At 69.5% G+C, this 25,503-nt stretch carries 23 protein-coding genes; 15 read left to right on the plus strand and 8 right to left on the minus strand.

The window, feature by feature from the left end; all coding sequences use genetic code 11:
- Nucleotides 1-5: 5 nt before the first annotated feature.
- The 3 genes from ACXJJ3_RS08115 to ACXJJ3_RS08125 all read right to left on the minus strand — a co-directional run bounded on the left by ACXJJ3_RS08115 (nt 6) and on the right by ACXJJ3_RS08125 (nt 1,784).
- Nucleotides 6-770, minus strand: a complete 765-nt coding sequence (locus ACXJJ3_RS08115) for an SDR family NAD(P)-dependent oxidoreductase (protein ID WP_458169351.1) — start codon at nt 768-770, stop codon at nt 6-8.
- A 100-nt stretch (nt 771-870) separates the two neighbouring features.
- The gene (locus ACXJJ3_RS08120; RefSeq protein WP_458169352.1) at nt 871-1,344 is read right to left on the minus strand and encodes a peroxiredoxin; all 474 of its coding nucleotides are present in this window, start codon (nt 1,342-1,344) and stop codon (nt 871-873) included.
- Nucleotides 1,341-1,784, minus strand: coding sequence for a DUF3052 domain-containing protein (locus tag ACXJJ3_RS08125; protein ID WP_458169353.1), 444 nt, complete (start codon nt 1,782-1,784; stop codon nt 1,341-1,343). Before ACXJJ3_RS08125 ends, ACXJJ3_RS08120 begins: the two co-directional genes overlap by 4 nt.
- 277 nt (nt 1,785-2,061) lie before the next feature.
- Between ACXJJ3_RS08125 and aceE the strand changes: the two genes are divergently transcribed.
- Nucleotides 2,062-4,830 (plus strand): pyruvate dehydrogenase (acetyl-transferring), homodimeric type, encoded by a 2,769-nt coding sequence (aceE, locus tag ACXJJ3_RS08130; RefSeq protein WP_458169354.1) that lies wholly within the window; start codon nt 2,062-2,064, stop codon nt 4,828-4,830.
- A 56-nt stretch (nt 4,831-4,886) separates the two neighbouring features.
- Here aceE and ACXJJ3_RS08135 read toward each other — a convergent pair whose 3' ends face one another.
- A complete protein-coding gene (locus ACXJJ3_RS08135; RefSeq protein ID WP_458169355.1) occupies nt 4,887-5,288 on the minus strand; it encodes a RidA family protein in 402 nt (133 codons plus the stop codon).
- Between the two features lie 132 nt (nt 5,289-5,420).
- On the opposite strand from ACXJJ3_RS08135, the gene ACXJJ3_RS08140 reads away from it, so the two are divergent.
- The 7 genes from ACXJJ3_RS08140 to ACXJJ3_RS08170 are packed head-to-tail and all read left to right on the plus strand — an operon-like array spanning nt 5,421 to nt 11,567.
- Nucleotides 5,421-6,389, plus strand: a complete 969-nt coding sequence (locus tag ACXJJ3_RS08140; RefSeq protein ID WP_458169356.1) for a Gfo/Idh/MocA family protein — start codon at nt 5,421-5,423, stop codon at nt 6,387-6,389.
- A complete protein-coding gene (locus tag ACXJJ3_RS08145; protein WP_458169357.1) occupies nt 6,386-7,117 on the plus strand; it encodes a creatininase family protein in 732 nt (243 codons plus the stop codon). The genes ACXJJ3_RS08140 and ACXJJ3_RS08145 overlap by 4 nt, the downstream gene beginning before the upstream one ends.
- Nucleotides 7,114-7,872, plus strand: a complete 759-nt coding sequence (locus ACXJJ3_RS08150) for an amidohydrolase family protein (RefSeq protein WP_458169358.1) — start codon at nt 7,114-7,116, stop codon at nt 7,870-7,872. The genes ACXJJ3_RS08145 and ACXJJ3_RS08150 overlap by 4 nt, the downstream gene beginning before the upstream one ends.
- The gene (locus ACXJJ3_RS08155) at nt 7,869-8,969 is read left to right on the plus strand and encodes a mandelate racemase/muconate lactonizing enzyme family protein (protein ID WP_458169359.1); all 1,101 of its coding nucleotides are present in this window, start codon (nt 7,869-7,871) and stop codon (nt 8,967-8,969) included. Before ACXJJ3_RS08150 ends, ACXJJ3_RS08155 begins: the two co-directional genes overlap by 4 nt.
- Nucleotides 8,966-9,841, plus strand: a complete 876-nt coding sequence (locus ACXJJ3_RS08160; protein ID WP_458169360.1) for an amidohydrolase family protein — start codon at nt 8,966-8,968, stop codon at nt 9,839-9,841. The genes ACXJJ3_RS08155 and ACXJJ3_RS08160 overlap by 4 nt, the downstream gene beginning before the upstream one ends.
- The gene (locus tag ACXJJ3_RS08165; protein ID WP_458169361.1) at nt 9,838-10,578 is read left to right on the plus strand and encodes an amidohydrolase family protein; all 741 of its coding nucleotides are present in this window, start codon (nt 9,838-9,840) and stop codon (nt 10,576-10,578) included. The genes ACXJJ3_RS08160 and ACXJJ3_RS08165 overlap by 4 nt, the downstream gene beginning before the upstream one ends.
- Nucleotides 10,579-10,607: 29 nt before the next feature.
- The gene (locus tag ACXJJ3_RS08170; protein ID WP_458169362.1) at nt 10,608-11,567 is read left to right on the plus strand and encodes a dihydrodipicolinate synthase family protein; all 960 of its coding nucleotides are present in this window, start codon (nt 10,608-10,610) and stop codon (nt 11,565-11,567) included.
- A gap of 171 nt (nt 11,568-11,738) precedes the next feature.
- Here ACXJJ3_RS08170 and hisD read toward each other — a convergent pair whose 3' ends face one another.
- From hisD to ACXJJ3_RS08185, 3 genes are all read right to left on the minus strand, one after another.
- On the minus strand, nt 11,739-12,995 hold the full coding sequence (hisD, locus tag ACXJJ3_RS08175) for a histidinol dehydrogenase (protein ID WP_458169363.1): 1,257 nt from the start codon (nt 12,993-12,995) through the stop codon (nt 11,739-11,741).
- 2 nt (nt 12,996-12,997) lie between these two features.
- Nucleotides 12,998-14,383: a hypothetical protein gene (locus ACXJJ3_RS08180; RefSeq protein WP_458169364.1), complete on the minus strand. Its 1,386-nt coding sequence runs from the start codon at nt 14,381-14,383 to the stop codon at nt 12,998-13,000.
- Nucleotides 14,384-14,471: 88 nt separating this feature from the next.
- Nucleotides 14,472-15,263, minus strand: coding sequence for an IclR family transcriptional regulator (locus ACXJJ3_RS08185; RefSeq protein ID WP_458169365.1), 792 nt, complete (start codon nt 15,261-15,263; stop codon nt 14,472-14,474).
- Between the two features lie 158 nt (nt 15,264-15,421).
- On the opposite strand from ACXJJ3_RS08185, the gene ACXJJ3_RS08190 reads away from it, so the two are divergent.
- From ACXJJ3_RS08190 to ACXJJ3_RS08215, 6 genes are read left to right on the plus strand one after another with little or no spacing between them, the layout of a single operon-like run.
- Complete coding sequence (locus ACXJJ3_RS08190) at nt 15,422-17,398, plus strand: ABC transporter substrate-binding protein (RefSeq protein WP_458169366.1); 1,977 nt, start codon at nt 15,422-15,424, stop codon at nt 17,396-17,398.
- A gap of 15 nt (nt 17,399-17,413) precedes the next feature.
- Entirely contained in the window at nt 17,414-18,418 is a 1,005-nt protein-coding gene (locus ACXJJ3_RS08195; RefSeq protein WP_458169367.1) for an ABC transporter permease, read from the plus strand.
- Nucleotides 18,415-19,515, plus strand: a complete 1,101-nt coding sequence (locus ACXJJ3_RS08200) for an ABC transporter permease (RefSeq protein WP_458169368.1) — start codon at nt 18,415-18,417, stop codon at nt 19,513-19,515. The genes ACXJJ3_RS08195 and ACXJJ3_RS08200 overlap by 4 nt, the downstream gene beginning before the upstream one ends.
- Before the next feature lie 8 nt (nt 19,516-19,523).
- Nucleotides 19,524-20,576: an ABC transporter ATP-binding protein gene (locus ACXJJ3_RS08205; protein WP_458169369.1), complete on the plus strand. Its 1,053-nt coding sequence runs from the start codon at nt 19,524-19,526 to the stop codon at nt 20,574-20,576.
- Nucleotides 20,566-21,570, plus strand: coding sequence for an ABC transporter ATP-binding protein (locus ACXJJ3_RS08210; protein WP_458169370.1), 1,005 nt, complete (start codon nt 20,566-20,568; stop codon nt 21,568-21,570). The genes ACXJJ3_RS08205 and ACXJJ3_RS08210 overlap by 11 nt, the downstream gene beginning before the upstream one ends.
- 55 nt (nt 21,571-21,625) lie before the next feature.
- The gene (locus ACXJJ3_RS08215; RefSeq protein ID WP_458169371.1) at nt 21,626-23,083 is read left to right on the plus strand and encodes a peptide MFS transporter; all 1,458 of its coding nucleotides are present in this window, start codon (nt 21,626-21,628) and stop codon (nt 23,081-23,083) included.
- Between the two features lie 142 nt (nt 23,084-23,225).
- Here ACXJJ3_RS08215 and ACXJJ3_RS08220 read toward each other — a convergent pair whose 3' ends face one another.
- Complete coding sequence (locus ACXJJ3_RS08220; RefSeq protein WP_458169372.1) at nt 23,226-24,791, minus strand: FAD-dependent monooxygenase; 1,566 nt, start codon at nt 24,789-24,791, stop codon at nt 23,226-23,228.
- 50 nt (nt 24,792-24,841) lie between these two features.
- On the opposite strand from ACXJJ3_RS08220, the gene ACXJJ3_RS08225 reads away from it, so the two are divergent.
- Nucleotides 24,842-25,483, plus strand: coding sequence for a TetR family transcriptional regulator (locus tag ACXJJ3_RS08225; RefSeq protein ID WP_458169373.1), 642 nt, complete (start codon nt 24,842-24,844; stop codon nt 25,481-25,483).
- Nucleotides 25,484-25,503 lie beyond the last annotated feature (20 nt).

A 25,503-nucleotide genomic window follows, 5' to 3' on the forward strand; every position in this document is an offset into this window, starting at 1 on the left:
ACCGCCTACAGGCGCTCACCACCGGTGGCGTCGATGATCTGGCCGGTGATCCACCGCGCGTCCTCGGAGACGAGCAGAGCGACCACGTCGCCGACATCAGCCGGTTCGGCGACGCGGCCGAGGGCACGCTGCGCGACGACGGCGGCCGACGCTTCGGGGTTGCCGCGCAGCCAGTCGGCGTTCATGTCGGTGTCGGTGGTGCCCGGGCGGACGGCGTTCACGGTGATACCGCGTGGGCCGAGGTGCTGGGCGAGCGGGAGCGTGAGGGCTTCGAGCGCGCCCTTGGTCATGGTGTAGCCGATGATGCGCGGGATCGGGACGCGGGTGCCGCCGGAGGAGATGTTGACGATCCGGCCGCCGTCGGCCAGCCGCGGCAGCGCGGCCTTGATGATCAGGTACGGCGCGGTCGTGTTGATCTGCTGCTGGCGGAGGAAGTCCTCGGCGGACAGCTCCTCGATGAGGCCGTTGAGGGCGATCCCGGCGTTGTTCACCAGTACCCGGACGGGCGCGTCGCGCAACTGGCCGGCGGCCGCGTCGTAGGCAGCCCAAAACGCGGTGCCGGTATCGGGTTCGGCCAGGTCGGTGGCGAAGGCGAACGCCGTACCGCCGGCCGCGGTGATCTTCCCGACGACGTCGGCGGCAGCAGCCGCGTCCTGCCGGTAGTGCACCGCGACGGTGTATCCGTCGGCGCCGAGGCGGGTGGCGATGGCCGCCCCGATGCCACGGCTGCCGCCGGTGACCACAGCGATGCCGGTGTCGATGTCGGACATGATGCCTCTCTCTTGCCCTGGAGCGGGCGTTCGGTGGATGCCGATCAGAGAGGACAAACCTGAGCTCGAGCGATTTTTATTCCGACCGGAACAGAAATGCTCAGTGATCCCGGAGGCCCGCCAGCGCGGCGGCGTAGTCGTCGAGGTTCCTGGCCTCCGGCAGCGGGTTCACGACCGACCAACGGACGGTCCCGGAGCCGTCGATCACGAAGGTGCCGCGCAGGGCGCAGCCGCGGTCGGCGTCGAACACGCCGTACGTCGACGCGATCGCGCCGTGCGGCCAGAAGTCCGTCAGGAGGCCGAACGGCAGCGACTGGGCGTCCGCGTAGGCGCGGAGCGTGAAGAGCGGGTCGCACGAGATAGCCAGGAACTCGGCCGCGGCCAGCAGGTCGGGGCGGTCCCGGAGCGCGGCCAGCTCGCTCGTGCAGACCTGGCTGAAGGCGTACGGGTAGAAGACCAGTACGACGTTCCGGCCGGCGTAATCGCTCAGCCGGACCGGTTCGCCGTACTGGTTCTGGGTGTGGAAGGCGGGCGCCCGGCTGCCGACGGCCGGGCCGGCAGCGGGGGACGTCACCCGCGGCGACCGGACTTCGGGACCACCAACTTGGTCGCGGACCAGTCGTCGGTGACGCTCAGCGTGCTCGTGGTGGCCAGGCCGGCGACCGGGGCCGCCTCGGTGATGTCACTGGTCTCGACGTAGCCGTCGCGGCCGACCTTCGGCGTCATCAGCCAGACCACACCGCCGGCCTTCAGATCGGTCAGGATGTCGAAGAACGCGTCGACCAGGTCGCCGTCGTCCTCCCGGAACCAGAGCAGCACCGCGTCCACGACCTCGTCGGTGTCGTCGCCGACGAAGTTCTCGCCGGTGACCTCCCTGATTGCGTCACGCAGGTCGTCGTCGCAGTCGTCGTCGTACCCGATCTCCTGCACCACCCAGCCGGCTTCCAAGCCCAGCCGGGCAGCCATGTTCGGGCCGCCGCTCTTGCCGTCCGCGTGATCCGCGGTCGCGCTCACGTGTCCTCCTCCGTGGTCCCCGCTTGCCCGGGGGTAGGTGTCATAGCTCTACTACTAGCGATACAGCTAGCGGTAGTCCATCGTGACGTACCGCGTCGCGCAAGTATGCACCAGGGTTCCGTGACGTGTCCGGTATCCGCGCGCCGGGTACCGGGCGTGTCCGCTGGGCTCCCGGCCGACCAGCCGGAATCGGGCCGGAAGGGAAGGCGAAGTAGAACGCATTCCGAACAGGTGACAGGATTGCGGTGAAGACAACCAGAGAGAACGGCAGGACACCGTGGCTTCCGGACACGAACCACCAGCCATCATCACCGAGGGGATGCCCACCCAGCTCCCCGACATCGACCCCGACGAGACGCGTGAATGGGTCGAATCGCTCGACGCCGTCCTGGACGAACGGGGCAAGGCGCGAGCGCGCTACCTGATGCTCAAGCTGATCGAGCGGGCCCGGGAGCGACAGGTCGGGGTGCCCGCCCTGCGGAGCACCGACTACATCAACTCGATCCCGCCCGAGCGCGAGCCGTGGTTCCCCGGCGACGAGCACATCGAGCGCCGGATCCGGGCCTTCATCCGGTGGAACGCCGCGGTGATGGTGAGCAAGGCGAACCGCAAGGGCCTGGAGGTCGGCGGTCACATCGCCACCTACCAGTCCGCCGCGAGCCTCTACGAGGTGGGCTTCAACCACTTCTTCCGCGGCAAGAACCACCCCGGCGGCGGCGACCAGATCTTCATCCAGGGGCACGCCTCCCCCGGCATGTACGCGCGCGCCTTCCTCGAGGGCCGGCTGAGCGCGGACGCGCTGGACGGGTTCCGCCAGGAGGTGTCGCGCGGCCCGCACAACGGGCTGTCGTCGTACCCGCACCCGCGGCTGATGCCGGACTTCTGGGAGTTCCCGACCGTCTCGATGGGTCTGGCCTCGCTGAACTCGATCTACCAGGCACGGTTCAACCGCTACCTGCACAACCGCGGCATCAAGGACACCAGCCAGCAGCACGTCTGGACGTTCCTCGGTGACGGCGAGATGGGTGAGCCGGAGTCGCTCGGCGCGATCGGCCTGGCCGCACGCGAGGAGCTCGACAACCTCACGTTCGTGATCAACTGCAACCTGCAGCAGCTGGACGGACCGGTTCGTGGCAACGGCAAGGTCATCCAGGAGCTGGAGGCGTTCTTCCGCGGCGCCGGCTGGAACGTCATCAAGGTGATCTGGGGCCGCGAGTGGGACAGCCTGCTCGCCCAGGACCACGATGGTGCCCTGCTGAACAAGATGAACACCACGCCGGACGGCCAGTTCCAGACGTACTCCGTCGAGTCCGGCGAGTACATCCGGAACAACTTCTTCGGCGGTGACGCGCGGCTGCGGCAGATGGTCAGCGGGCTGTCCGACGAGGACCTGCGCAAGCTGCCGCGCGGCGGTCACGACTACCGCAAGGTGTACGCCGCGTTCAAGAGCGCGACCGAGCACGTCGGCCAGCCGACCGTGATCCTCGCCCAGACCATCAAGGGCTGGACGATCGAGGCGCTGGAGGGCCGCAACGCGACCCACCAGATGAAGAAGCTCACCTCGGACGACCTGAAGGCGTTCCGCGACCGGCTGTACCTGCCGATCGAGGACAAGGACCTCGAGGACGCGTACAACCCGCCGTACTTCCACCCCGGCACCGACTCGCCCGAGTACCAGTACATGATGGAGCGCCGCAAGCAGCTCGGCGGTTCGCTGCCGGAGCGCCGGGTGCAGCCGAAGGCGCTGAAGCTGCCGGGCGACGACGTGTACAAGCCGCTGGCCAAGGGCTCGCACGCGCCGGTCGCGACCACGATGGCGCTGGTCCGGCTGTTCCGGGACCTGATGAAGGACCCGGAGATCGGGCACCGGATCGTCCCGATCGCGCCGGACGAGTACCGCACGTTCGGTATGGACTCGATGTTCCCGACGGCGAAGATCTACTCGCCGCACGGCCAGAACTACGACGCCGTCGACCGCAACCTGCTGCTGTCGTGGAAGGAGTCCACGGCGGGTCAGCTGCTGCACGAGGGCATCAGCGAGGCCGGCGCGATGGGCTCGGTGCTCGCGGCGAGTACGGCGTACGCCACGCACGGTGAGCCGATGATCCCGTTCTACATCTTCTACTCGATGTTCGGGTTCCAGCGCACCGGCGACTGGATGTGGGCGCTCGGCGACCAGCTCGGCCGCGGGTTCCTGATCGGTGCCACCGCGGGCCGTACGACGCTGACCGGCGAGGGACTGCAGCACGCGGATGGGCACTCCCCGCTGCTCGCCTCGACGAACCCGGCCGCCGTGCACTACGACCCGGCGTTCGCGTACGAGATCCCGTACATCGTCAAGGACGGCCTGCGCCGGATGTACGGCTACGGGCTCGACGAGACCAAGCCGTACGGCGAGGACGTGTTCTACTACCTCACCGTCTACAACGAGCCGGTCGCGCAGCCGGCCGAGCCGGAGAACCTCGACGTCGCGGCCTTGCTCAAGGGCATGTACCGCTTCAACGAGGGGCACGTCGCCGACCACGACGACGCGCCGCGGGTGCAGCTGCTCGCGTCCGGCGTCGGGCTGCCGTGGGTGCAGAAGGCGCAGCAGATCCTCGCCGAGGAGTACTCGGTGGCCGCGGACGTCTGGTCCGTGACCTCGTGGAACGAGCTGCGCCGGGACGCCGTCGCCGCCGAGCAGCACAACCTGCTGCACCCGGACGAGCCGGAGCAGGTGCCGTTCGTGACCGAGCAGCTGAAGGACACGAAGGGTCCGGTCGTCGCGGTCAGCGACTTCATGCGCGCGGTGCAGGACCAGATCTCCCGCTGGGTCCCGAACGACTACACCTCGCTCGGCACCGACGGCTGGGGCCTGGCCGACACCCGGGCCGCCGCCCGCCGGCACTTCCAGGTGGACGCCGAGTCGGTCGTCGTGGCCACGCTGGAGATCCTCGCCAAGCGCGGTGACGTGAAGCCGGAGGTGGCCGCCGAGGCCGCTCGCAAGTACCGCATCGACGACCCGACCGCGGTCGCCGGCGTGAAGCAGGAGGGCGCCGGGGCCTGACCCCGAGCGTCCCTGGCACGGGCCGTCCACCTTCGGGTGGGCGGCCCGTTCTGCGGTCAGGGGGTACGGCGGTGGGCGACGACCTCGATCTCGACGAGGATGTCGCCGAGGTCGGCGCCGGCGGTCAGGCGGGCCGGGTACGGGGGCGTGAAGAACTCGGGAAAGACCGAGTCGTAGCCGTCCCAGTCGCGGTCGGGATGCTGCAGGAACGCGGTGACCTTGACCACGTCCTGCAGGCCGCAACCGGCCTCGGCGAGGATCGCGGACAGGTTGCGGAAGACCTGGCGGGTCTGCTCGGCGGCGTCGCCCGGTCCGACGAGCTCGCGGGTCGCCGGATCGAGCGGGCCGAGCCCGGCGGTGAAGACCAGGTCACCGGCGATCCGGGCCTGCGAGTAGTGCCCGCGCGGTGCCGGAGCGGCGCTGGTGGAGACGGAATCTGCGGGGGAATCTGAGGCCATGCGCACAATGCTAGAGATATCTTCGGTATTTCGGCTATAGCGATCCGATCCCGGCGAACTATTGCGGGCGGTCTGAGCACCTCCTAAGCTTCGAGAAACAGAAACTAATTCCGATATCCCGAAGGAGAGCGGATGCGTGTGGCTCTCGCGGGGCTGGGGGACATCGGTCTCACCGCCCACCTGCCTGCCTTGCTGCGCCATGCCGCCGTCGAGGTCGCCCGGGTCGTCGACCCGTCGCCGGAGCGCCGCTCGCTGGCCGCGCGGATGGTCCCGGCCGGGACGTCCGTCGAGGCCGAACTCGACACCGACGGGATCGACGGCGTCGTACTCGCCACGCCTCCCTGGGTGACCCCGGGGCTGGCGGTGCGGTACGCCGAGGCCGGGTTGTTCGTGCTGGCGGAGAAGCCGGTGGCCACGTCGGTGGAGGCCGCTCGGGTGTACGAGCAGCTGGACGACGAGCAGCGGGCGCGGGTGCAGATCGGGCTGACGTATCGCCACGATCCGGCGATCCAGCAGCTGAAGGAGTGGATCGACGACGGCACCCTCGGTACGCCGGTGCTCGTCCGCGCGCACATCTACGACGAGCCGTACGACCCCGCGAACACCGACCACACCCGGCTGATCGCCACGACACTGGAGCACGGAAGCCCGGTCGTCCACGAAGGGGCGCACCTGTTCGACTGGCTCAGCCACCTGCTCGGCGGACAGCCCGAGAGTCTCGACGACGCCTGGTCGGTGCAGACCCGCCCGGGGCTGCCGGCGCCGAACGTCGTCGGCGCCCGGCTCGGGTATCCGGGAGGGCATCGGGCGCTGGTCGAGTTCGGGTGGTTCACGGCCGCGCTCCCCCGGTGCGAGCTCACGTTCCTCGGGGACCGCGGGCTGGCGACGCTCGACGGGTTCACGTTCGACCTCCGGCTCAGCACCGCGGCCGGGGATCGCGAGGTACGGTTCCCCGGGGACCGGACGACGCGTTGCTTCGACCTGCAGGTGCAGCGGTTCGTCGAGCTGTACGACGGGACCCGGAAGGCCGGCGTACCGTCGCTGGACGACGGGATCGCCGCACTGCACACCGCGCAATGTGTCGCCGGGAGGGCCGGATGACGTTCGTCCGCTGGCAGTATTCGAACCGCCGTACGCTCGGAGAGCTGTTGCCCGAGGCAATAGTCGTGGTCCCGCTCGGGGCCACCGAACAGCACGGCCCGCACCTCGCGACCGGCACCGACTGGATCCTCGCCGAGGCCGTCGCCGGCGAGGCCGCCGTGCTGGTCCACGACCGCGCCGCGCGCCCGATCGTCCTTACTCCCCCGATCCCCTTCGGAGCCTCCGACCACCATCTCCCCTTCGGCGGCACCCTCTCCCTGTCCCCCGAGACTCTGCTCGCCGTCCTCCTGGACCTCACCCGCTCCCTGGAGTCCGCCGGCGCCACCCGCCTCGTCCTGGTCAACGGCCACGGCGGCAACACCGGCGTCTGCCACGCCGCAGCCGCCGCCGCATCCACCCGGCACACCGTCAACGTCGCCCACGTCGACTACTGGAATCTCCTGCCACCACAGGAGAATGTGCCGGTGCCGGGCCATGCCGGCGAGTTCGAGACCGCCCTGATGCTTGCCCAGGACAAGAGTTTTGTTGCCGAACGCAAAGAGCGCGTCGACCTGCCGGCCGGGGACGTCGTGGACGACGTCGCGCTGCACACCGCGGAGAGCTGGCAGCGCATCGACGGCTACACAGATCGACCCGAACTGGCCGACGTGGCGATCGGGCAACAGTGGTTCGACCAACTGACGGCCGCACTCGGCGACCGTCTGCTTCGACTGGCGGAGGTGCTGTGATCGACTTCCATACCCACACGCCGGCGTGGGAGACCGCGACCTGGCTGGGTGGGGCGGCTTTTGGGGCCGACGAGTTCGTCGGGTTCATGGACTCGGCGGGGATCGAGCATGCGGTCGTGCTCAGTCACGACGGGCTGTTCGATCCGACGCCGGAGTCGAACGACCGGCTGGCCGAGTTCGTGCGGGCGTATCCGGACCGGATGACCGGATTCGGGACCGTCGCCGTGCGCCGCAAGACCGCGGTGGACGAGGCCGAACGAATGGTCGGCGAGCTCGGGCTGCGGGGGCTGAAGCTGCACCCGTGGCTGCAGGGGTTCAGCATGCACGAGCGGTCCCTCGACCCGATCTGCGAGGTGATCACGTCGGTCGGCGGGGTGCTGCTCAGCCACGACGGTACGCCGCCGTACTCGACGGCCGGGCAGATCGCGGCGCTCGCCCGGCGGCATCCGAAGCTGCGGGTGGTCCTCGGCCACGGCGGGCTGCACGACCTGTGGCGGGAGGCGCTCGCGATGACGCAGGAGACCGAGAACCTCTACCTGTGCATCTGCGGTACGCCGCCGTACGCCGCGCGCCGCATCCTCGCCGAAGCCCCGCCGCACAAGGTGATCTTCGGGACCGACGCCGGCCTGTCCGACAAGGCCAGCCAGGACTACGCGGTCGCCCGGGTGAAGGAGATCGACGGCTGGGGCATCACCGACGCGCAGCGCCAGGCGATGCTGGTCGACAACCCGCGCCGCCTGCTGGAGCCCGCGTGACAGCCACCGTCGCCGCGATCCAGACCGCGCACGTCAGCCTGCGTGCCGACCCGGAGCTGCTGGTCCGCGGTGCCCGCGGCCCGCACGACCGCTCCGACTTCCTGCTCGTCCGCGTCCTGACCAGCGACGGCGTCGAGGGGTACGGCGAGGTCAGCGCGACCCCGATCTGGTCCGGCGAGGACGGTACGTCGGCGGACCACTTCATCCGCACGGTCCTCGCGCCGGCCCTGCTGAACCGGCCGCTGACCCCGGTCGGCGCGCTGGAAGACCTGATGGACAAGGCGTTGCAGGGCAATCCGTTCACGAAGGCGGGCGTCTCGATCGCGTTGTGGGACGCGTTCGCCCGGAGGCTCGACGTACCGCTGGCGGTCGCGCTGGGCGGGCCGTACCGGACCGAGATCCCGATCAAACTCTCGCTGTCCGGGAACGACGAGGAACTCGAGCGCGCGTACCACGCGGCGCGGGCGGCCGGGTTCGGAGCCTTCAAGGTGAAAGTCGGCCTCGACCTGCCCACCGACCTCCGGCGGGTCCGCCGAGCCCGCGAGCTGGCCGGCGACGCGTTCCTCGGCACAGACGCCAACGGTGGTTGGACCCGAGCCGAGGCAATCAGCGCAGTTCCCGAGCTGAAGGCACTCGGAGTCGCGTTCCTCGAGCAGCCGCTCGAGCCCCGCGACGTACAAGGTGCGAACGAGGTCCGGCAGCTCGGGCTGCCGGTGATTGCCGACGAATCGGTGTTCGATGTGCACGATCTGCTGACCGTGATCGAGGCGCGGGCGGCGGACACCGTCAGTTTGTATGTGGGCAAGAGTGCGGGGCCGGGGCGGGCTGTCCGGATGGGGCAGTTGGCGGCGGCGCACGGGATCGACGTGCTGATCGGGTCGAACGGCGAGCTGGGGATCGGTGCGGCGGCGCAGCTGCAGGTGGCGGCGGCACTGCCCCGGTTGTCGGCGTACCCGAGCGACATCATCGGCGCGCACTACTACACCGAGGACGTGCTGGCGAAGCCGCTGGACAGCGACGGGCGACACGTCCGGCTGACCGGCGGCGCCGGCCTGGGAGTGACCTTGCGAGACGACCTGTTGCGGGAGTTCCGATGATCGTCGACGTTCACGCACACACACCGACCCACCGCGACGCCGTCCCCGACGACGAGCGGCAGGTCTACACGAACTGGCGCAACGACCGCCCGGTCGAGACCGCGAACTCGTGGGCCGACTACGACCGGGCGATGGCAGCCGCCGACGTGTCGATCGTCTTCAATATCGCTGTCGACAATCCGCTCGAACTCACCGGGCTGCCGTATCCGCCGGAGCGCTGCAACGACGCGACCGCCGAGTTCGTCAAGGACAACCCGGCGAAGCGGATCGGCTTCATGTCGGTGAACCCGACCGCGCCGGACGCGCTGGAGGAGGCCGACCGCTGCCGCGACCTCGGCCTGGTCGGCGTGAAGCTCGGCCCGAACTACCAGAACTTCGACCCGCTCGGCGAGCCCGCGCTGGCGTTCTACGACTACTGCCAGCGGCACGGCCTGCCGATCCTGTTCCACTCCGGCGCCTCGCCGATGCGGCACGCGCCGCTGCGCTACACGTACCCGCTGGTCACCGACGAGATCGCGCTGCGGTACCCGGAGCTGCGCATCGTGATGGCGCACATGGGCCACCCGTGGAGCCGGGAGACGGTCGTGACGATCCGCAAGCACCCGCACGTGTACGCCGATGTGTCGTCGATCTACCTGCGCCCGTGGGTGCTCTACCAGTCGCTGATCAACGCGGTCGAATGGGGCGCGACCGGGAAGCTGCTGCTCGGGTCGGACTACCCGATCGCCAACACCGGCGAAGCGATCGCAGGATTGCAGACTGTCAACAATATGTTGGAGGGCACCAAGTTCCCGCGGGTCCCGGACGAGGTCGTCGACGGGATCGTGCACGCGGACGCGCTCGGTGCTCTCGGGCTGGAGGTGCCCGCATGATCATCGATGCCCATGTCCGGATCGGCGACAGCCGGGACGCCGGTCTGAAGCCGGCCGGCCTGCTGGCCACGATGGATGCCCTCGGCATCGATCAGGCGCTGGTCGCGCCGTCGGAGCGTTGCATCGCCTACGACAACCGCGAGGGCAACGAGGACACCGCCCAGGCCGCCGCGGAGTCGGACGGCCGGCTGCTCGCGTACGCCGTCGCGAACCCGTGGCGCGGCCGGGCCGCCCTCGACGAACTCGACCGGGCCCGCGACGCCGGTGCGGTCGCGCTCGCGGTGGACTCGGTCCTGCAGGGCTTCGACCTGCTCGACGGCCTGCTCGACCCGCTGCTCGACTTCGCCGCGTCCGCCGGCTGGTTCGTGTACGTGCGCACCGGTACGCCGGCCACCGCCCTCCCGCTGCCGCTCGCCAGCCTCGCCCGCCGGCGGCCCGGGCTGCCGGTGCTGATGGGCAAGAGCGGCGCCACGGACTTCTGGATCGACGCGATCCCGGCCCTGCTGCACGCGCCGAACCTGTACGGCGACACGTCGTACGCGCCCTGGGACACGGTGCTGAGCGGGTTCCTCGCGGAGCCCGGGATCGGCGCGGAGCGGCTGGTGTTCTCGACCGATTCGCCGTACACCGTGCCGCTTGCGGAGGTGGACCGGATCCGGGACTGGCCGGTCGATCCGGACCAGAAGGCGGCTGTTTTCGGCGGCAACATCGCCAAGCTGCTGGGGCAACACCGATGAGCACAGTGACCACACAACGGGAGGCAGACATGGTCACCACGGAGGAGATCGGGGCCGAGCGGGCAGGCGACGCGTCGCTGCTGGTGCGCGGCGTGTCGCCGGTGCTCGAGGTACCGTTCACGGCCGACGGCGAGGTGGACTACGACGGCTTCGGCCGGGTCGTGCGGTACGTGCTGGGCACCGGCGTCACCAGTGTGATGTTCCCCGGCTTCGCGTCCGAGTTCCACAAGCTGTCCGAGGACGAGCGCCGCCGGCTGACGGAGATCCTGCTGGTGCACACCCGCGACCGGGACGACGTCGCGGCGGTGGTCGCGGTCCAGGATCACGCCACGCAGCTCGCGGCGCGCCGGGCGCGGGAGTCGGTGGAGGCCGGCGCCGACCTGATCAACCTGCTGCCGCCGCACTTCCTGTCACCGTCGCGGGGGTCGCTGGAGCAGCACGTCCGGACGGTGCTGACCACGATCGACCCGGTGCCGATGGTGCTGCAGTACGCGCCGACCGAGACCGGGACCAGCCTGGACGCCGACCTGCTCCGCACGATCGCCACCGACCACCCGAACCTGCGGCTGGTCAAGGTCGAGTCGAGCCCGCCCGGCCCGCTGATCGCCGAGCTGGCCGAGGGGACGCCGCCACTCGCCTCGGTCGAGGGGTACGCCGGGGTGCAGCTGCCCGACGCGATCCGCCGCGGCGCGGTCGGCACCCAGCCGGGCTGCTCGCTGACCGAGCTGTACGTCGAGATCTGGCGCCGCCTGACCACCGGCGACGGCGAGGACGGCGTCGAGCTGCACCGCCGGCTGCTGCCGTACATCTCGTACTGGATGCTCGACACCGAGCGGATCATCGCCGCCGAGAAGCTGATCTCGGTACGCCGCGGCCTGTTCGCGAGCGCGTACTGCCGCGAGCCCGCGCACCGCCTCGACGCCGAGGAGATCCGGATGGTCGACCGCCTGCTCGCGGAGTTCGCGGACCTCCTGCCGCACCTGGGCTGACCCAACGGATCTCCAGGCCATCACAATCACGCGAACAGACGCGGGTCCCGCGGGGCGGCCCCCGGATCTCTCGATTGTGATGGCCTGGAGGTCCGCCCCCTCCCCGGCATGGCCGCGCGAGTTGCCCGTTCACCGGCAGGTGAACGGGCAACTCGCGGGTTGACCCCTCGGTTACTGGGCGCGGAGGCGGGCGGTCAGCGCGTGGCCGTACATGAGTTCCGCATCGGCAATCGCCGCCGTCGACGGTGCGATCGACCGGGCGCCGTCCGCGGTGAGGCGCTGGTACGTGACCGTCTTCAGGAACTTGCCGACCCACAGCCCGCCCGTGTACCGCCCGGCACGCCCGGTCGGCAGCACGTGGTTGGTCCCGATCGACTTGTCCGAGAACGCCACGGTCGACTCCGGCCCGACGAACAGCGACCCGTAGTTCCGCAGGTTCGCGGCATACCAGTCGTCGTCGGCAGTCTGTACTTCGAGATGCTCCGGCGAGTACGAGTCCGAGATCTCGACCGCCTCCTCGCGGGACTCACACACCACGACCGTGCCGTGCTCCCGCCAGGCCGCGCCCGCCACCTCGACAGTCGGCCAGTCCCCCGCGAGCCAGCGCTCGACCTCGGCGATGACCGCCGTACCGAAGGCCCGTGACGTGGTGACGAGCAGCGCCGGGCTGTTCGGGCCGTGTTCGGCCTGGCCGAGCAGGTCCGCCGCGACCAGCCGGGCGTCGGCGGACTCGTCCGCGATCACCGCGACCTCGGTCGGACCGGCCAGCAGGTCGATACCGACCGTACCGAACAGCTGCCGCTTGGCCTCGGCGACGTACGCGTTGCCGGCACCGACCACCAGGTCGACCGGCGGCACGTCTTCGATGCCGAAAGCAAGAGCCGCGAAGGCCTGGACGCCGCCGAGGCAGACGATCACGTCGGCGCCGGCCAGGTTCATCGTGTAGAGCTGCGGCCCGTAGATGCCGGCGGCGTCGCGGGGTGGGGCGACGGCGACGACGGTGTCCACACCGGCGACCTTCGGGACGGTCACCGTCATGATCGAGGACGCGATCAGCGGGTAGCGGCCGCCGGGTGAATACGAACCCACCTTCGCGACGGGGATGTGCCGATGCCCCAGCACCACACCGGGGAGGGTTTCCACCTCCAGGTCGGTGAGGGTGGCGCGTTGGGCTTCAGCGAAGTTCTGGACCTGCGAGCGGGCGAACTCCAGCTGAGCGGCCAGGTCGTCGTCGACCGTGGCGGCCTTGATCTCGGCGGCGGAGACGACGAACGACTCCGGTTCCCAGTGGTCCAGCCGGGCCGACCAGCGGCGGATCGCCGGGCCGCCCTCGTGCTCCACCTCGGACAGGATCCGGCTGACGGTGTCGATCACCTCCTGCTGCCGAACGACGCGTTGCGGCCAGCCGGTCTTCAGGTGTTCGGCCATGATCACTCCCCTTGGTACACGCGCGAGATGGCCGCGAAGATACGCGCCGGACGGTCCCGGAGGTAGTGGTCGTAGACCGACAGGAGTGGACCACTGCCCTGCAGCTTCCAGTCCGCGTCCTCCTCGAACCCGCCGTTGCGGATCCCGAGCCCGATCGATTCGACGTGGTCCACGCCGACGTCTATGTACTGCCCCGCGGTCTCCTGCAGCACGTGCAGCCGGAACGTCACGTCCACGAAGTTGCGTCCGGCAACGTGCTGGGTGACGTCGACCGGGCCCTCCATGCCGTCACCATTGGTCCACACGGGCCAGCGCTGCTCGTGCATGTCCATGGTCCACACGACCGTGTCGTCGATCAGCAGCTCCAGCTGATACCGCCCGGGCTCGATCCCCGGCGAGAGGAACCAGCGGTGGTACCAGAACGACACCTCGTAGCGCGGCGACCGCGGGTCGACCGGCACCCGCTGCGTCGCGGTGGCCGTGGTACCGGCGGCGGCCCGGCCGCGGGAGTTGACCAGCGCCAGCCGCCCGTCGCCGTACAGCGCCTTGTTGTCGGCCGTCGGCGCCGGCCCGTCGTCGAGCTGCGTGCCGTACGAGATCACGCCCGGGATCCGGCCGGCCGCGACGTACTCGGCCGCCGTCGTCAGCGTGTCGGTGCAGTACTGCGGGGTCGCGTGCAGCGGCGCGTCCAGGAACCGGCCGGTGTAGATCAGCGGGATGAGCTCCAGCCCGCGCGGATCGGTGAGCGCCAGGATCTCGTCCAGGCAGGCGCCGAGCGAGGCGGCGACCGTGGTGTTCTCGTGGTGCCCGTCGAGGAACGGGTAGATGATCCCGTCCACGAACTCGCCGTACTTGTCGAGGAACTCCGCGTTCGTCGCCATCCCGAAGTACGCGCAGGTGTAGAAGTGCAGGTCCGGAGCGTGGGCGAGGAACTCCCGCATGTACTCCGGCGTGAACAGCGTGGCGTTGTTCCCGACCTCGAAGTCGTCGATCGCCCACGCCTTGAAGTTCGGGTAATTCGCCCCGAGCTCGGCGAACGCCTTCGCCCAGCCGACGTAGTCCAGCCGGTACGGGCGGGAGGCGCGGCCGTAGTCCGACGTCTCGGTCGGCGGCACGATGTACGGGATCACGTCGATCCCGGCGGCCGCCGCCGCGGGCAGGAACTCCTCGCACAGGTCGTCGAAGTCGGTGGCGGAGTCCCAGATGCAGTACAGGTACGTGTTCGCGTTCAGGTCGAGCAGCCGGCGGATCAGCGCCGGGGTGTCCAGGTGCCGGTAACCGTCCGCGCGGGGCTGGCGCTCGCGGAGCGAGGCGCCGACCGTGTTGCCACCGGTCAGGGTGGCCTTGATACCGCCGGTGGGCTGGGGATACGGGCCGTGCGTGGTCATCGGAACCACTCCTCAGTATTTTCGAGATTTCGAAAACAATTCCGCTATCTCAGAAAAGCCTAAGTCGCTCGCCGGACCCCGGCAAGCCTCAGAGTTCGGTCGCGCCGAGCCGCTCGGAGATCGTGGCGGCCAGCTGGACCAGTCCGGACTGCGCGAGCTTGCGCTTGTCCCGGGTCAGATCACGCGCGAACGAGGTGACCCCGACCGCGCCGGTGACGTGCCCGCCGGCCGCGAAGAACGGCGCGGCGACGCAGGCGATGTCGGCCTGCTCCTCCTGATCCTCGACCGCGAACCCCTGCTTGGCAATCCGGGCCAGCTCGGCCCGGAAGCTCTCCTCGTCGACCGGCTTCGCCTTCGGCCCGTACCCCGGCTCGAGCCGGCCGAGCAGCGGCTTCAGGTCGTCCTCCGGCAGGTACGCCGCGATCGCCCGGCCGAGCGCGGTCAGATTGAAGTGCGAGACCTTGCCCGGATACGTGTCGAACTGGATGAACCCGGGCATCGCCGCCTTCGCGACGTACACGACCGAGGAACCGGTGAGGACGCCGATGTGCACCGGCATGCCGAGCCGGTCGGCCAGCTCGCGCATCTCCCGGGACGCGACCGAGGACAGGTCGACCTTGCGGATCAGCTGGGTGGCGAGCCCGTACAGCCGCAGCGTCGGGCGCCAGAAGTGGCTGCGGCCGACCACCCGGCGGGTGGCGTAGTCGCGCTGCTCCAGCGTGTAGACGATCGAGGCGCAGGTTGCCAGCGGGATCTTCGCCTTCTTGGCCAGCGCCGTGAGCGTGAGCTCCTCGTCGGACTCGACCAGGGTCTCGAGCACGGTCAGCGCCCGCGCGACCGCCGGCGACGGCGATCGCTCCCCCGCTGTCTCACTCACCATGCTCGGAGTGTAGCGCCCGGAACGGAAGCTGTCTTCGAGTGACGGTATATACGGGATGATGAAAATGCACCTCAGATCTTGAAGTATGCAACATTTCGTGGGACTGTCCCGGAAAGAGTGCTGATTGGCGGACTTGGTCCGCGTGGGAGGTAGCCGCCGTGTCCGATCCCCTGAGCCGCCGGACGTTCCTGCGGGTTTCCGGTCTCTCGCTCTCCGCGACCGCTGTCGCGGGGTGCTCGTTCTTCTCCACCGATGCCAAGAAGTCCACCGGTTCGGCCGCCGCCGACGCCGGCGCCAAGGAGTCACCGGTCCTGACCAAGCTGGTCAAGGACGGCAAGCTCCCGCCGCTCGAGCAGCGGCTGCCCAAGAACCCGCTGGTGGTCAAACCGCTGCAGAGCGCCGGCAAGTTCGGCGGCGTGATGCAGCGCGGCCAGATCGACCGGAACGCCACCCAGAACCAGTACGTCGAGTTCGCCGGACTGCTGGAGTGGACGCCGACGACGCCCGCGAAGCCCGGCCCCGGCCTGGCCGAGAAGTGGGAGATCGAGGAGGACGGCAAGGTCTACGTCTTCCACCTCCGCGAGGGCGTGAAGTGGTCCGACGGCAAGCCGTTCACCACCGACGACCTGATGTTCGCCTACGAGAAGGAGTTCCTGAACAAGGAGCTCAACCCGGTCTTCCCGGGCTGGCTGGCGCCGGGCGGGAAACCCGGCAAGTTCGTCAAGGTCGACGACCACACGCTGCGGATGGAGTTCGAGGTACCGCACGGTCTGCTGCTGAAGTACCTGTGCTTCATCGGGCTGACCGGGTTCGGGTCGTCGTCCGCGCTGCTGCTGCCGGCGCACTACCTGAAGCAGTTCCACAAGGACTTCGTCTCGCCGGCCCAACTGCAAGCGCTGATGAAGAAGAACCCGGCCCCGTCGTGGGCCGACTTCTTCAAGGCGAAGCGGGACATCTGGAAGAACGCCGACGTACCGATCCTCGGCCCGTGGAAGCTGGTCGCGCCGCTGCAGGGGTCGGGCGTGACAGCCCGGCTGGACCGCAACCCGTACTACTGGAAGGTCGACGAGCAGGGCCGCCAGCTGCCCTACATCGACAGCCAGCAGTACACGGTGATGCCGTCGGAGACCCTCGGGCTGCGCGCCGCGAACGGCCAGCTCGACCTGCAGGTCACCGACATCCAGGCCGAACAGCTCCCGCTGCTGATCAAGAACCAGCAGGCCAAGGGCTACAAGGTGAACCGCTGGGTCGCCGAGCCGAACACCTCGCTGCAGCTCAACCAGAGCCACCCGGACCCGGTCCTGCGGGCCCTGTTCCAGAAGCTCGACTTCCGCGCCGGTCTCTCGCACGCGATCAACCGCAAGGAGATGAACGACGCGCTGTTCGCCGGGCAGGGCTTCATCCGGCACCCCTGCGCCCAGCCCGAGGACGAGTACTGGGAGAAGGGCATGGGCCAGCGCTTCATCGAGTACGACGTTGCCGAGGCCAACAAACGCCTCGACGCCGCCGGGCTTACCAAGCGCGGGCCGGATGGTATGCGGTTGCGGCCGGACGGCAAGAAGCTGCAGCTCGTCGGCCGCTGCTTCGAGGTCGGCGTCGGCATCGACGCGATCAGCGTGCTGGAGTACGCGCAGCGGTACTGGAAGGCCGTCGGCATCGACATGGTCGCCAAGCAGATGACGCTGGAGCTCTGGTACGACGAGATCCCGCACGGCAACTACGACCTGGTCGCCTACCCGCCGGCCACGATCCTGTGGGACATCGACTCGCTCTGGTACATCCCGACCAACGGCCTGACGTACTGGGCGCCGAAGTTCGGCAACTGGTACGGCAACCACAAGGACCCGTTCGGGATGGAACCGACCGGCGACTTCTTGAAGCTGCAGCAGCTGTACGACGAACTGGTGACCACCGCCGACGACGCGAAACGGCTCGACCTCGGCCACCAGATCCTGCACCTGCACGACCAGAACGTGTGGATCATCGGCACGGTCGGTACGCCGTTCCAGCCGCTGATCGCCGCCGGCGACCTGAAGAACGTCCGCCCGGACGCGATCGCCAGCTTCCGCACCCATTACGAGAACGCCTCGTCGCCGGAGCAGATGTACTTCGACTCCCCGGAGAAGCACTCCTGACCCGAAGGGACTCAATTGGCCGGCTATCTGCTCCGTCGCCTGCTGGCGATGCTGCCTACCGTGCTGCTGATCTCGCTCGTGTCGTTCCTGATCATCCAGCTGCCGCCCGGCGACTTCCTCACCTCGGTCGTCGCCAGGCTGCAGCAGCAGGGACAGACCGTCGGGGCGGATCAGCTCGCGGCGCTGAAAGCGCAGTACGCGCTCGACAAGTCACCGATCGAGCAGTATCTGCGGTGGATGTCGAACATCGTGCTGCACGGTGACTTCGGTCAGTCGTTCGAGTACAACAGACCGGTCGCGTCGCTGATCGGCGAACGACTGCCGCTGACCATGGGCCTCGGCCTGGCGACCTGGCTGATCGGGTGGACGGTGGCGCTGCTGGCGGGGATCTACTCCGCCGCCCGGCGCTACTCGAAGCTCGACTACGTCATCACCGCGCTGACGTTCCTCGGGCTCGCGATCCCCGGGTTCCTGGTCGCGCTGACCGTCGTCTACCTGGAGTTCAAGCTGTTCGGGCAGACGTTGTCGGGGACCATGTCGCCGGAGTTCGAGGGCGCCGTGTGGAACCTCGGCAAGCTGCTCGACGTACTCAACCACCTCTGGCTGCCGGTGCTCGTGCTGGCGTCCGGCGGTGTCGCGGGCACGATCCGGGTGCTGCGGGCGAACCTGCTCGACGAGCTGCACAAGCCGTACGTGACGGCCGCCCGCGCCCGCGGACTCGACGAACGCAAACTGCTGATGCGCTACCCCACACGGGTCGCGCTCAACCCGTTCATCGCCACGATCGGCTGGACGATCCCGGCACTGTTCGACGGTGAGGTACTCGTCGCGAGCGTGCTCGGCCTGGAGACCACCGGGCCGCTGCTGCTGAACGCGTTGAAGGCCCAGGACATGTACCTGGCCGGCGGCATCATCCTGATCGCCTGCGTGCTGACCGTGATCGGCACGCTGATCTCCGACCTGCTGCTCGCGGCCGTCGACGCCCGCGTCCGGATCGGGTACGTCGGGAGCGGCAAATGACCACGATCGAGGCCGAACCGACCCTGGCGCTGGCGTCCCAGCGGACGCTGATCTGGCGCCGGTTCAAACGCAACAAGCTCGCCGTGGTGTCGCTGTGGGTCCTCGGGCTGATCTACTTCACCGCCGCGTTCTGCGAATTCCTGGCGCCGCAGGCCCAGGACACGTACGCCGCCGACCGGGCGTTCGCGCCACCGCAGGTACTGAAGGTCTCGCTGACGTCGAGCCCACACCTGTACGTCAACGGCTACAAGGGCACACCGAACCCGGAGACGCTGCTCCGCGACTACACCACCGACAAGTCCCAGCGGTACGGCGTCCGCCTGTTCGCGAAGGGCGACCACTACAAGCTGTGGGGGCTGATCCCGTCCGACCGGCACCTGTTCGGGCCGAGCCAGCACGGCGCGCCGTTCCACCTGCTCGGCACCGACGACCAGGGCCGGGACAACCTGTCGCGGGTCATCTACGGCACCCGGATCTCGATGTCGGTCGGGTTGATCGGCGTCCTGATGGCGCTCGTCCTCGGGTTGCTGCTCGGCGGCATCTCCGGGTACTTCGGCGGCCTCACCGACGGGATCGTGCAACGCGTGATCGAGTTCTTCATGTCGATCCCGACGCTGCCGCTCTGGCTCGGCCTCGCGGCCGCCGTACCGCCGGGGTGGAGTGCGCTGAAGACGTACTTCGCGATCACGCTGATCCTGTCGCTGATCGGGTGGACCGGGCTCGCGCGGGTGATCCGCAGCCGGTTCCTGCAGATCCGCGGCGAGGACTTCGTGCTGGCGGCCGAGCTGGACGGCGCGCGCTGGCACCGGGTGGTCGGGCGGCACATGCTGCCCGCGTTCACCAGCCACATCATCGCGTCACTGACCCTCGCCGTCCCCGGCATGATCCTCGGCGAGACCGCGCTGTCGTTCCTCGGGCTCGGGCTGCAGGCGCCGGTGGTCAGCTGGGGCGTGCTGCTCAGCACCGCGCAGAGCATCCGGGTGCTGACCGCGGCGCCGTGGCTGCTGGCCGCCGGCGGCGCCGTGGTGATCGCGGTGATGGCCCTCAACTTCGTCGGTGACGGACTCCGGGACGCCGCCGACCCGTACGAATCATGAGGAGGCCTGTGAGCGAGCCGCTGCTGGAGATCGAGAAGCTCAGTACGCACTTCGACACCGCCGACGGGCTGGTCAAGGCCGTCGACGACGTCACGCTGCGGGTCGAGCCGGGCAAGACGCTGTGCATCGTCGGCGAGTCCGGCTGCGGCAAGAGCGTCACCGCGCGGTCGATCCTGCGGCTGGTCGACCCGCCCGGGCAGATCGTTGCCGGCAGCATCCGGTTCCGCTCCGGCGACGAGGTGGTGGACCTGGCCGGGCTCGATCCGCGCGGGCCGGAGCTGCGGCGGATCCGCGGCAAGGAGATCGGGATGGTCTTCCAGGAGCCGATGGTCGCGCTCAGCCCGGTGCACACGATCGGGCAGCAGCTGGTCGAGGTATTGCGGTTGCACGAAGGTCTCGGCAAGAAGGAGGCCCGGGAGCGGGCGATCGCCGAACTGCGCGGCGTCGGGATCCCGCACCCCGAGCAGCGGATCGACGCGTACTCGTTCCAGCTGTCCGGCGGGATGCGCCAGCGGGCGATGATCGCGATGGCACTTGCTTGCCGTCCGCAACTACTGGTGGCGGACGAGCCGACGACCGCGCTGGACGTCACCACCCAGGCGCAGATCCTGCGGCTGCTGCGCTCACTGCAGGAGGAGCGCGGGATGGCGATCCTGTTCATCACCCACGACCTCGGCGTGGTCGCCGAGCTCGCCGACCGTGTCGCGGTGATGTACCTCGGGAACGTCGTCGAGGAGTGCGACGTCGACTCGCTGTTCCACGACCCGCGGCATCCGTACACGCGGGCGCTGCTGCGGTCGGTCCCGCGGATCGAACGGCGGGCGCGTCGTCGATTGCCGACAATCCGCGGACAGGTCCCGCATCCGCAGCAACGGCCCAGCGGCTGCCCGTACCGGACCCGCTGCGACCACGTCGTACCGGGCGAGTGCGACGCGGAGAACCCGGAACTGGTCAGCGACGGCGACCGCGAGGTCCGCTGCGTGCACTACCCGACCGCGGACAGCATCCGCGCCGGGCACGACCTGCTACCCGTCGAGGAGGTGACCGCCGATGCCGGCTGAGGAGATCCTCCGGGTCGAGGGGTTGACGATGCGTTTCAGCGGCGGCTCCGGCCTGTTCGGGCGGCGCAACCGGTCCACCGTGAACGCCGTCGACGACGTCGATCTCGTCGTCCGGCGGGGCGAGACGCTCGGCCTGGTCGGCGAGTCGGGCTGCGGCAAGACCACGCTCGGACGGTGCATCCTGCGCGCGCACAAGCCGACCGCGGGGCGGCTTGTGTACCGGCGGGCCGACGGCACCGAGGTCGATCTGGCTTCACTGTCCCGGTCCGAGCTGCGCCCGCTGCGGACCGAGATCAGGACCGTCTTCCAGGACCCGAACTCGTCGCTCAACCCGCGGATGACCGTCCAGCAGATCGTCGCCGAACCGCTGATTGTCAACAATCTGGCAACCGGCAGCGAGGTGAAGGATCGGGTCGGCGAGGCCCTGCGCCGCTGCGGGCTCCGCCCCGAGCTGATGCGCCGCTACCCGCACGCGTTCTCCGGTGGCGAGCGGCAGCGGATCGGGATCGCCCGGGCGCTCGTCACCGAGCCGCGCCTGGTGGTCGCGGACGAGGCGGTCAGCGCGCTCGACGTCTCGGTCCGCAGCCAGATCCTGAACCTGCTCGAGGACCTGCAGGACGAGCTCGGCCTGACGTACGTCTTCATCTCCCACGACCTCTCGGTCATCCAGCACCTCTGCAACCGGGTGGCCGTGATGTACCTGGGCCGGATCGTCGAGGAGGCCGAGACCGAGGACCTGTTCGAACGCCCCCGGCACCCGTACACCGAGGCGTTGCTGCGGTCGGTCCCACGCCCGGATCCGCGGCTGCGCCGGCGCGACGACGTACTGCCGGCCGGCGAGATCGCGACCCCGGACCAGACCTTCTCCGGCTGCCGCTTCCAGCCGCGCTGCCGGTACGCCGTGGACCTGTGCTCACAGGTGGAGCCGGACACCGTCCCGCGCTGCCACCGGGCCGACGAGCTGGAGTTGGACGGGGTGTACACGACGATCTGACGTTCCTGTTGCTACGGTCGGACCTGCAGTCCGATCTCACGGGGAGTAGTCGATCGTGTCCGAAACGCAACAGGCGGCTGAGGAGAAGTCCTTCTTCGGGCATCCGCGCGGGTTGATGACCCTGTTCACCACCGAACTGTGGGAGCGGTTCAGCTACTACGGGATGCGCGCGATCCTGCTGCTGTACCTGACCGACAAGGCGCACGGCCTCGGCCTCGGCCAGTCCCTCGGGCAGGCCGTGGTGTCGATCTACGGCGCCTCGGTCTACCTGCTCTCGGTGCTCGGCGGCTGGTTCGCGGACCGCGTCTTCGGCGCCCGCCGCACGGTCCTGTACGGCGGCGCCGTGATCGTCGCCGGCCACCTGTGCCTGGCGCTGCCGTCCACCGGTCCGGCGTACGCCGGGATCGCACTGGTTGCCCTCGGCACCGGTCTGCTGAAGCCGAACGTGTCGACGATGGTCGGCACGCTCTACGAGCAGGGCGACCCGCGGCGGGACTCGGCGTTCTCGATCTTCTACATGGGGATCAACATCGGGTCGTTCTCGGCGCCGTTCGTGGTCGGGTTCCTGCGCCGCGAGTTCGGGTTCCACGTCGCGTTCGCGGCGGCCGCGGTCGGGATGACGCTCGCGCTGATCGCGTACCTGCTCGGCCGCCGGACCCTGCACGGCCGCGGCGACACCCCGCCGAACCCGCTCACCGCCGCGGACCGGCCCGGGATGATCAAGGTGTCGATCGCGGTGCTCGCGCTGCTGGCGGTCGTGTTCGCGTGGTCGGCCTGGCGGTCCGGCGGCCTCGGCCCGAAACCGGTCGTGGACGCGATCTCGTACCTGTGCTTCCTGGCCCCGATCGCGTACTTCGTGATGCTGCTGCGGAGCCCGCTGGTGACACCGGTCGAGCGGCAGCGGGTCCGTGCGTACATCCCGCTGTTCGTGGCGGCGATGCTGTTCTTCATGCTGTTCGAGCAGGCGGCGACGACGCTGACGTCGTTCGCCGCGGACCGGACCCAGCTGAGGCTGTTCGGGGTCGAGATCTCGCCGGAGTTCTTCCAGTCGGTGAACCCGTTCTCGATCATCGTGCTGGCGCCGGTGTTCGCGGTGATCTGGATCAAGCTCGGCGATCGCGGCCCGTCGATCGGGCAGAAGTTCGCGACCGGCCTGCTGCTCGCCGGGGTGTCGTTCGCGGTGATGTCACTCGCCTCGTCGGTTGCCGGCAGCAACCTTGCGTCCCCGCTCTGGCTGGTCGGCGTGTACGTGATCCAGACCCTCGGCGAGCTGTTCCTCTCCCCCGTCGGCCTGGCCGCCACCACCCGGCTCGCCCCGCAGGCGTTCCTGAGCCAGATGATGGCGCTCTGGTTCCTGGCCCCCGCCGCCGGCCAGGCGATCACCGCCCAGCTGGTGCAGGCGACCCAGGGCGCCTCCGACACCGCGTACTTCGGCGGCCTCGCGGCCGTGACGATCGTGGTCGCGTTCGCCGTGTACGCGTCGGCGCCCTGGATCCGCCGGCACACCGACTAACCGCACCGGACCCTGGGCTGATCGTTGAGACGTTCACCCGTCGGATTACCCGTTGGCAGGCCGCATGCAGCGCGGTAACGGACCATCTCAGAGGTGAACCGCTCAAACGTCAGCCGTCCGGGCCTCCCCGGGAGAGGCGGAGTTACCGAGGTGTCAGCGGCACCCAGGTTCGGAGTGCGGCGTCGAGGCCGGTCGCGGTACTGTCCGCGGCGGCCCAGGCGACGTAGCCGTCCGGGCGGACGAGTACGCCGGTGAGTTCGCCGGCGTACTTCGTGGTCAGCACGCGCACCCGGTCCCCGGCGAGCTCGCGGAGGGCCGCGGAGTCGGCGAAGTCGAGCAGCAGCGGCTTGCCGTCGGACAGGTGCTCGCCGAGCCGGGTGCCGTCGGCGAACTCGAAGTCCGGCGCGCCGGAACCGACCAGCTCGTGCTCGCCCTCGATCGGGTAGCGGTGCAGGACGCCGGAGAGCTTCTTCGCCAGGTACGTCGAGCCGCTCGGGGTCTGCAGGAGATCCGTGACGACGCTGCGCAGCGCCGCGCTCCGGAAGTCCGTCCGCATCAGGGCGATCTGCGCCCGCGTCCAGTCCAGCACCCACGCGCCGACCGGGTGCCGCTCGGTGGTGTAGGTATCGAGCAGACCCTCAGGGGCCGTGCCGTTGATCGTCGCCGCGAGCTTCCACCCGAGGTTGACCGCGTCGCCGATCCCGAGGTTCAGCCCCTGGCCGCCGAACGGCGAGTGCACATGCGCGGCATCACCCGCGAGCAGCACCCGGCCATTGCGGTACGACGTCACCTGGCGCGCGTTGTCCGTGAACCGGGTCGCGCTGTGCACCTTGGTGACCGTGACGTCGACGCCCGTGACGTGGCGCAGGCTCGCCTGGATCTCCTCCGCGGTGATCGGCGCGTCCCGATCCACCGGCGGGCCGTCGAACTCGACCGTCAGCACCCGCCCGGGCACCGGGCCGTGCGCGTAGACACCGGTCGGCGTGTGGTTCCAGCTGCGCTTGAGCCCCTCTGCCCCTTCGAGATCCACGATCGCCTGCCGCCCGGTGATCTCCGGATCGGTCCCCGGGAAGTCGAACCCACCCAGCTTCCGCACCAGGCTCCGGCCGCCGTCACACCCCACCAGCCAGGCCGCCCGCACCGTCGCCTCGGCGTCATTGCCGACAATCCTCTCGTCGACAATCCGCTCGTCGACAATCCTGTCCGCCGGGTGAGCGGCGCTCAGGTGCACCGTGACCCCGTCGCCGTCGTCCTCGAAGCCGGTGACCTCGACGCCACGCCGGATCTCGACGCCCAGCTCGGCGGCGCGCTCCCCCAGCGCGGCCTCGACGGCCTGCTGGCCGACGGCGAAGATCGACATCGCCGGGCCGGCGTCGCGGAACGCCGGATCCTCGAAGTCCACGCCGGCGGAGCTGACCATGATCCCGGCGAAGTGCCCGGCCGGCGGCGGTCCGCTCGGACCCTTTCCGCCGCGGAACGCCTTCATCTGCTCGAACGCCTGCCGCTGCACCTCCTGCAGGCCGGGGAGCAGCCCGCGGCGGTAGAACGCCTCCGCGGTCGGCACGTTGATCGACCCCGCCTTGATCGTCGGGTCGATCTCGAGCAGCCGCTCGACGACCAGCACATCCAGTCCGGCCAGCCGGAGTTCACAGGCGAGCATCAGGCCGACGGGCCCGCCTCCGGAGATCACTACGTCTTTGGTGTCCATGCGAGGAATACTAGACCGAGTACAAAATTTGGTCCAGTATAATTCTCGCCATGCCCCAGCCAGGACTGCGCGAACGCAAGAAGCAGGCCACCCGCCGGATGATCGCGGACATCGCCACCGGGCTGTTCGCGGTGCGCGGGTTCGACGCGGTCACGGTCGCCGAGATCGCCGAGGCCGCCGGCGTCTCGAAGATGACCGTCTTCAACTACTTCCCGCGCAAGGAGGACCTGTTCCTGGACCGGCACGCCGACCGGCTCCGCGAGCTCGAGGCCGTCGTCCGCGACCGCCCCGCCGGCGAACCGATGCAGGCCGCCCTGCAGCGCTACCAGCACGAACTTCTCGCCGCCGGCCATCCGCTGTCCGGCGCGATCGACGGCGTCCGCGGCTTCTGGGCCGTCCTCCGGTCGAGCCCCGCGCTGATCAGCCGCAGCGTCGAACAGGAACACGAGGTCGGCGACCTGCTGGCGGCCGTCCTCACCGAGGAGACGGGCGACGAGTTCACCGCCCGCCTGACCGGGAACCTGATGGCCGCGACGCTCAGCACGATCTTCCGTACGGCGGTCGCCCGGATCGTCGCGGGCGCGGACGTCGATGTGGTACGTCGCGAGCAACTCGCCGTCATCGACCGCGCGTTCGAGGTCCTCGAGTCCGGAATCGGCCCGCAGAGGGAGCCGCTTCACTCCGGCGGGTGAGGCGGCAGGCCCGTCGTACG

The sequence above is a fragment of the Kribbella sp. WER1 genome, assembly GCF_054189145.1.

Coding starts and splice junctions, on each gene's coding strand:
- ACXJJ3_RS08135 (WP_458169355.1), bottom strand. CDS start 5,288: ATGGCCTCAGATTCCCCCGCAGATTCCGTCTCCACCAGCGCCGCTCCG.
- ACXJJ3_RS08220 (WP_458169372.1), bottom strand. CDS start 24,791: ATGGACACCAAAGACGTAGTGATCTCCGGAGGCGGGCCCGTCGGCCTG.
- ACXJJ3_RS08225 (WP_458169373.1), top strand. CDS start 24,842: ATGCCCCAGCCAGGACTGCGCGAACGCAAGAAGCAGGCCACCCGCCGG.
- ACXJJ3_RS08170 (WP_458169362.1), top strand. CDS start 10,608: ATGGTCACCACGGAGGAGATCGGGGCCGAGCGGGCAGGCGACGCGTCG.
- ACXJJ3_RS08200 (WP_458169368.1), top strand. CDS start 18,415: ATGACCACGATCGAGGCCGAACCGACCCTGGCGCTGGCGTCCCAGCGG.
- ACXJJ3_RS08160 (WP_458169360.1), top strand. CDS start 8,966: ATGATCGTCGACGTTCACGCACACACACCGACCCACCGCGACGCCGTC.
- ACXJJ3_RS08115 (WP_458169351.1), bottom strand. CDS start 770: ATGTCCGACATCGACACCGGCATCGCTGTGGTCACCGGCGGCAGCCGT.
- hisD (WP_458169363.1), bottom strand. CDS start 12,995: ATGGCCGAACACCTGAAGACCGGCTGGCCGCAACGCGTCGTTCGGCAG.
- ACXJJ3_RS08180 (WP_458169364.1), bottom strand. CDS start 14,383: ATGACCACGCACGGCCCGTATCCCCAGCCCACCGGCGGTATCAAGGCC.
- ACXJJ3_RS08145 (WP_458169357.1), top strand. CDS start 6,386: ATGACGTTCGTCCGCTGGCAGTATTCGAACCGCCGTACGCTCGGAGAG.
- ACXJJ3_RS08140 (WP_458169356.1), top strand. CDS start 5,421: ATGCGTGTGGCTCTCGCGGGGCTGGGGGACATCGGTCTCACCGCCCAC.
- ACXJJ3_RS08210 (WP_458169370.1), top strand. CDS start 20,566: ATGCCGGCTGAGGAGATCCTCCGGGTCGAGGGGTTGACGATGCGTTTC.
- ACXJJ3_RS08185 (WP_458169365.1), bottom strand. CDS start 15,263: ATGGTGAGTGAGACAGCGGGGGAGCGATCGCCGTCGCCGGCGGTCGCG.
- ACXJJ3_RS08165 (WP_458169361.1), top strand. CDS start 9,838: ATGATCATCGATGCCCATGTCCGGATCGGCGACAGCCGGGACGCCGGT.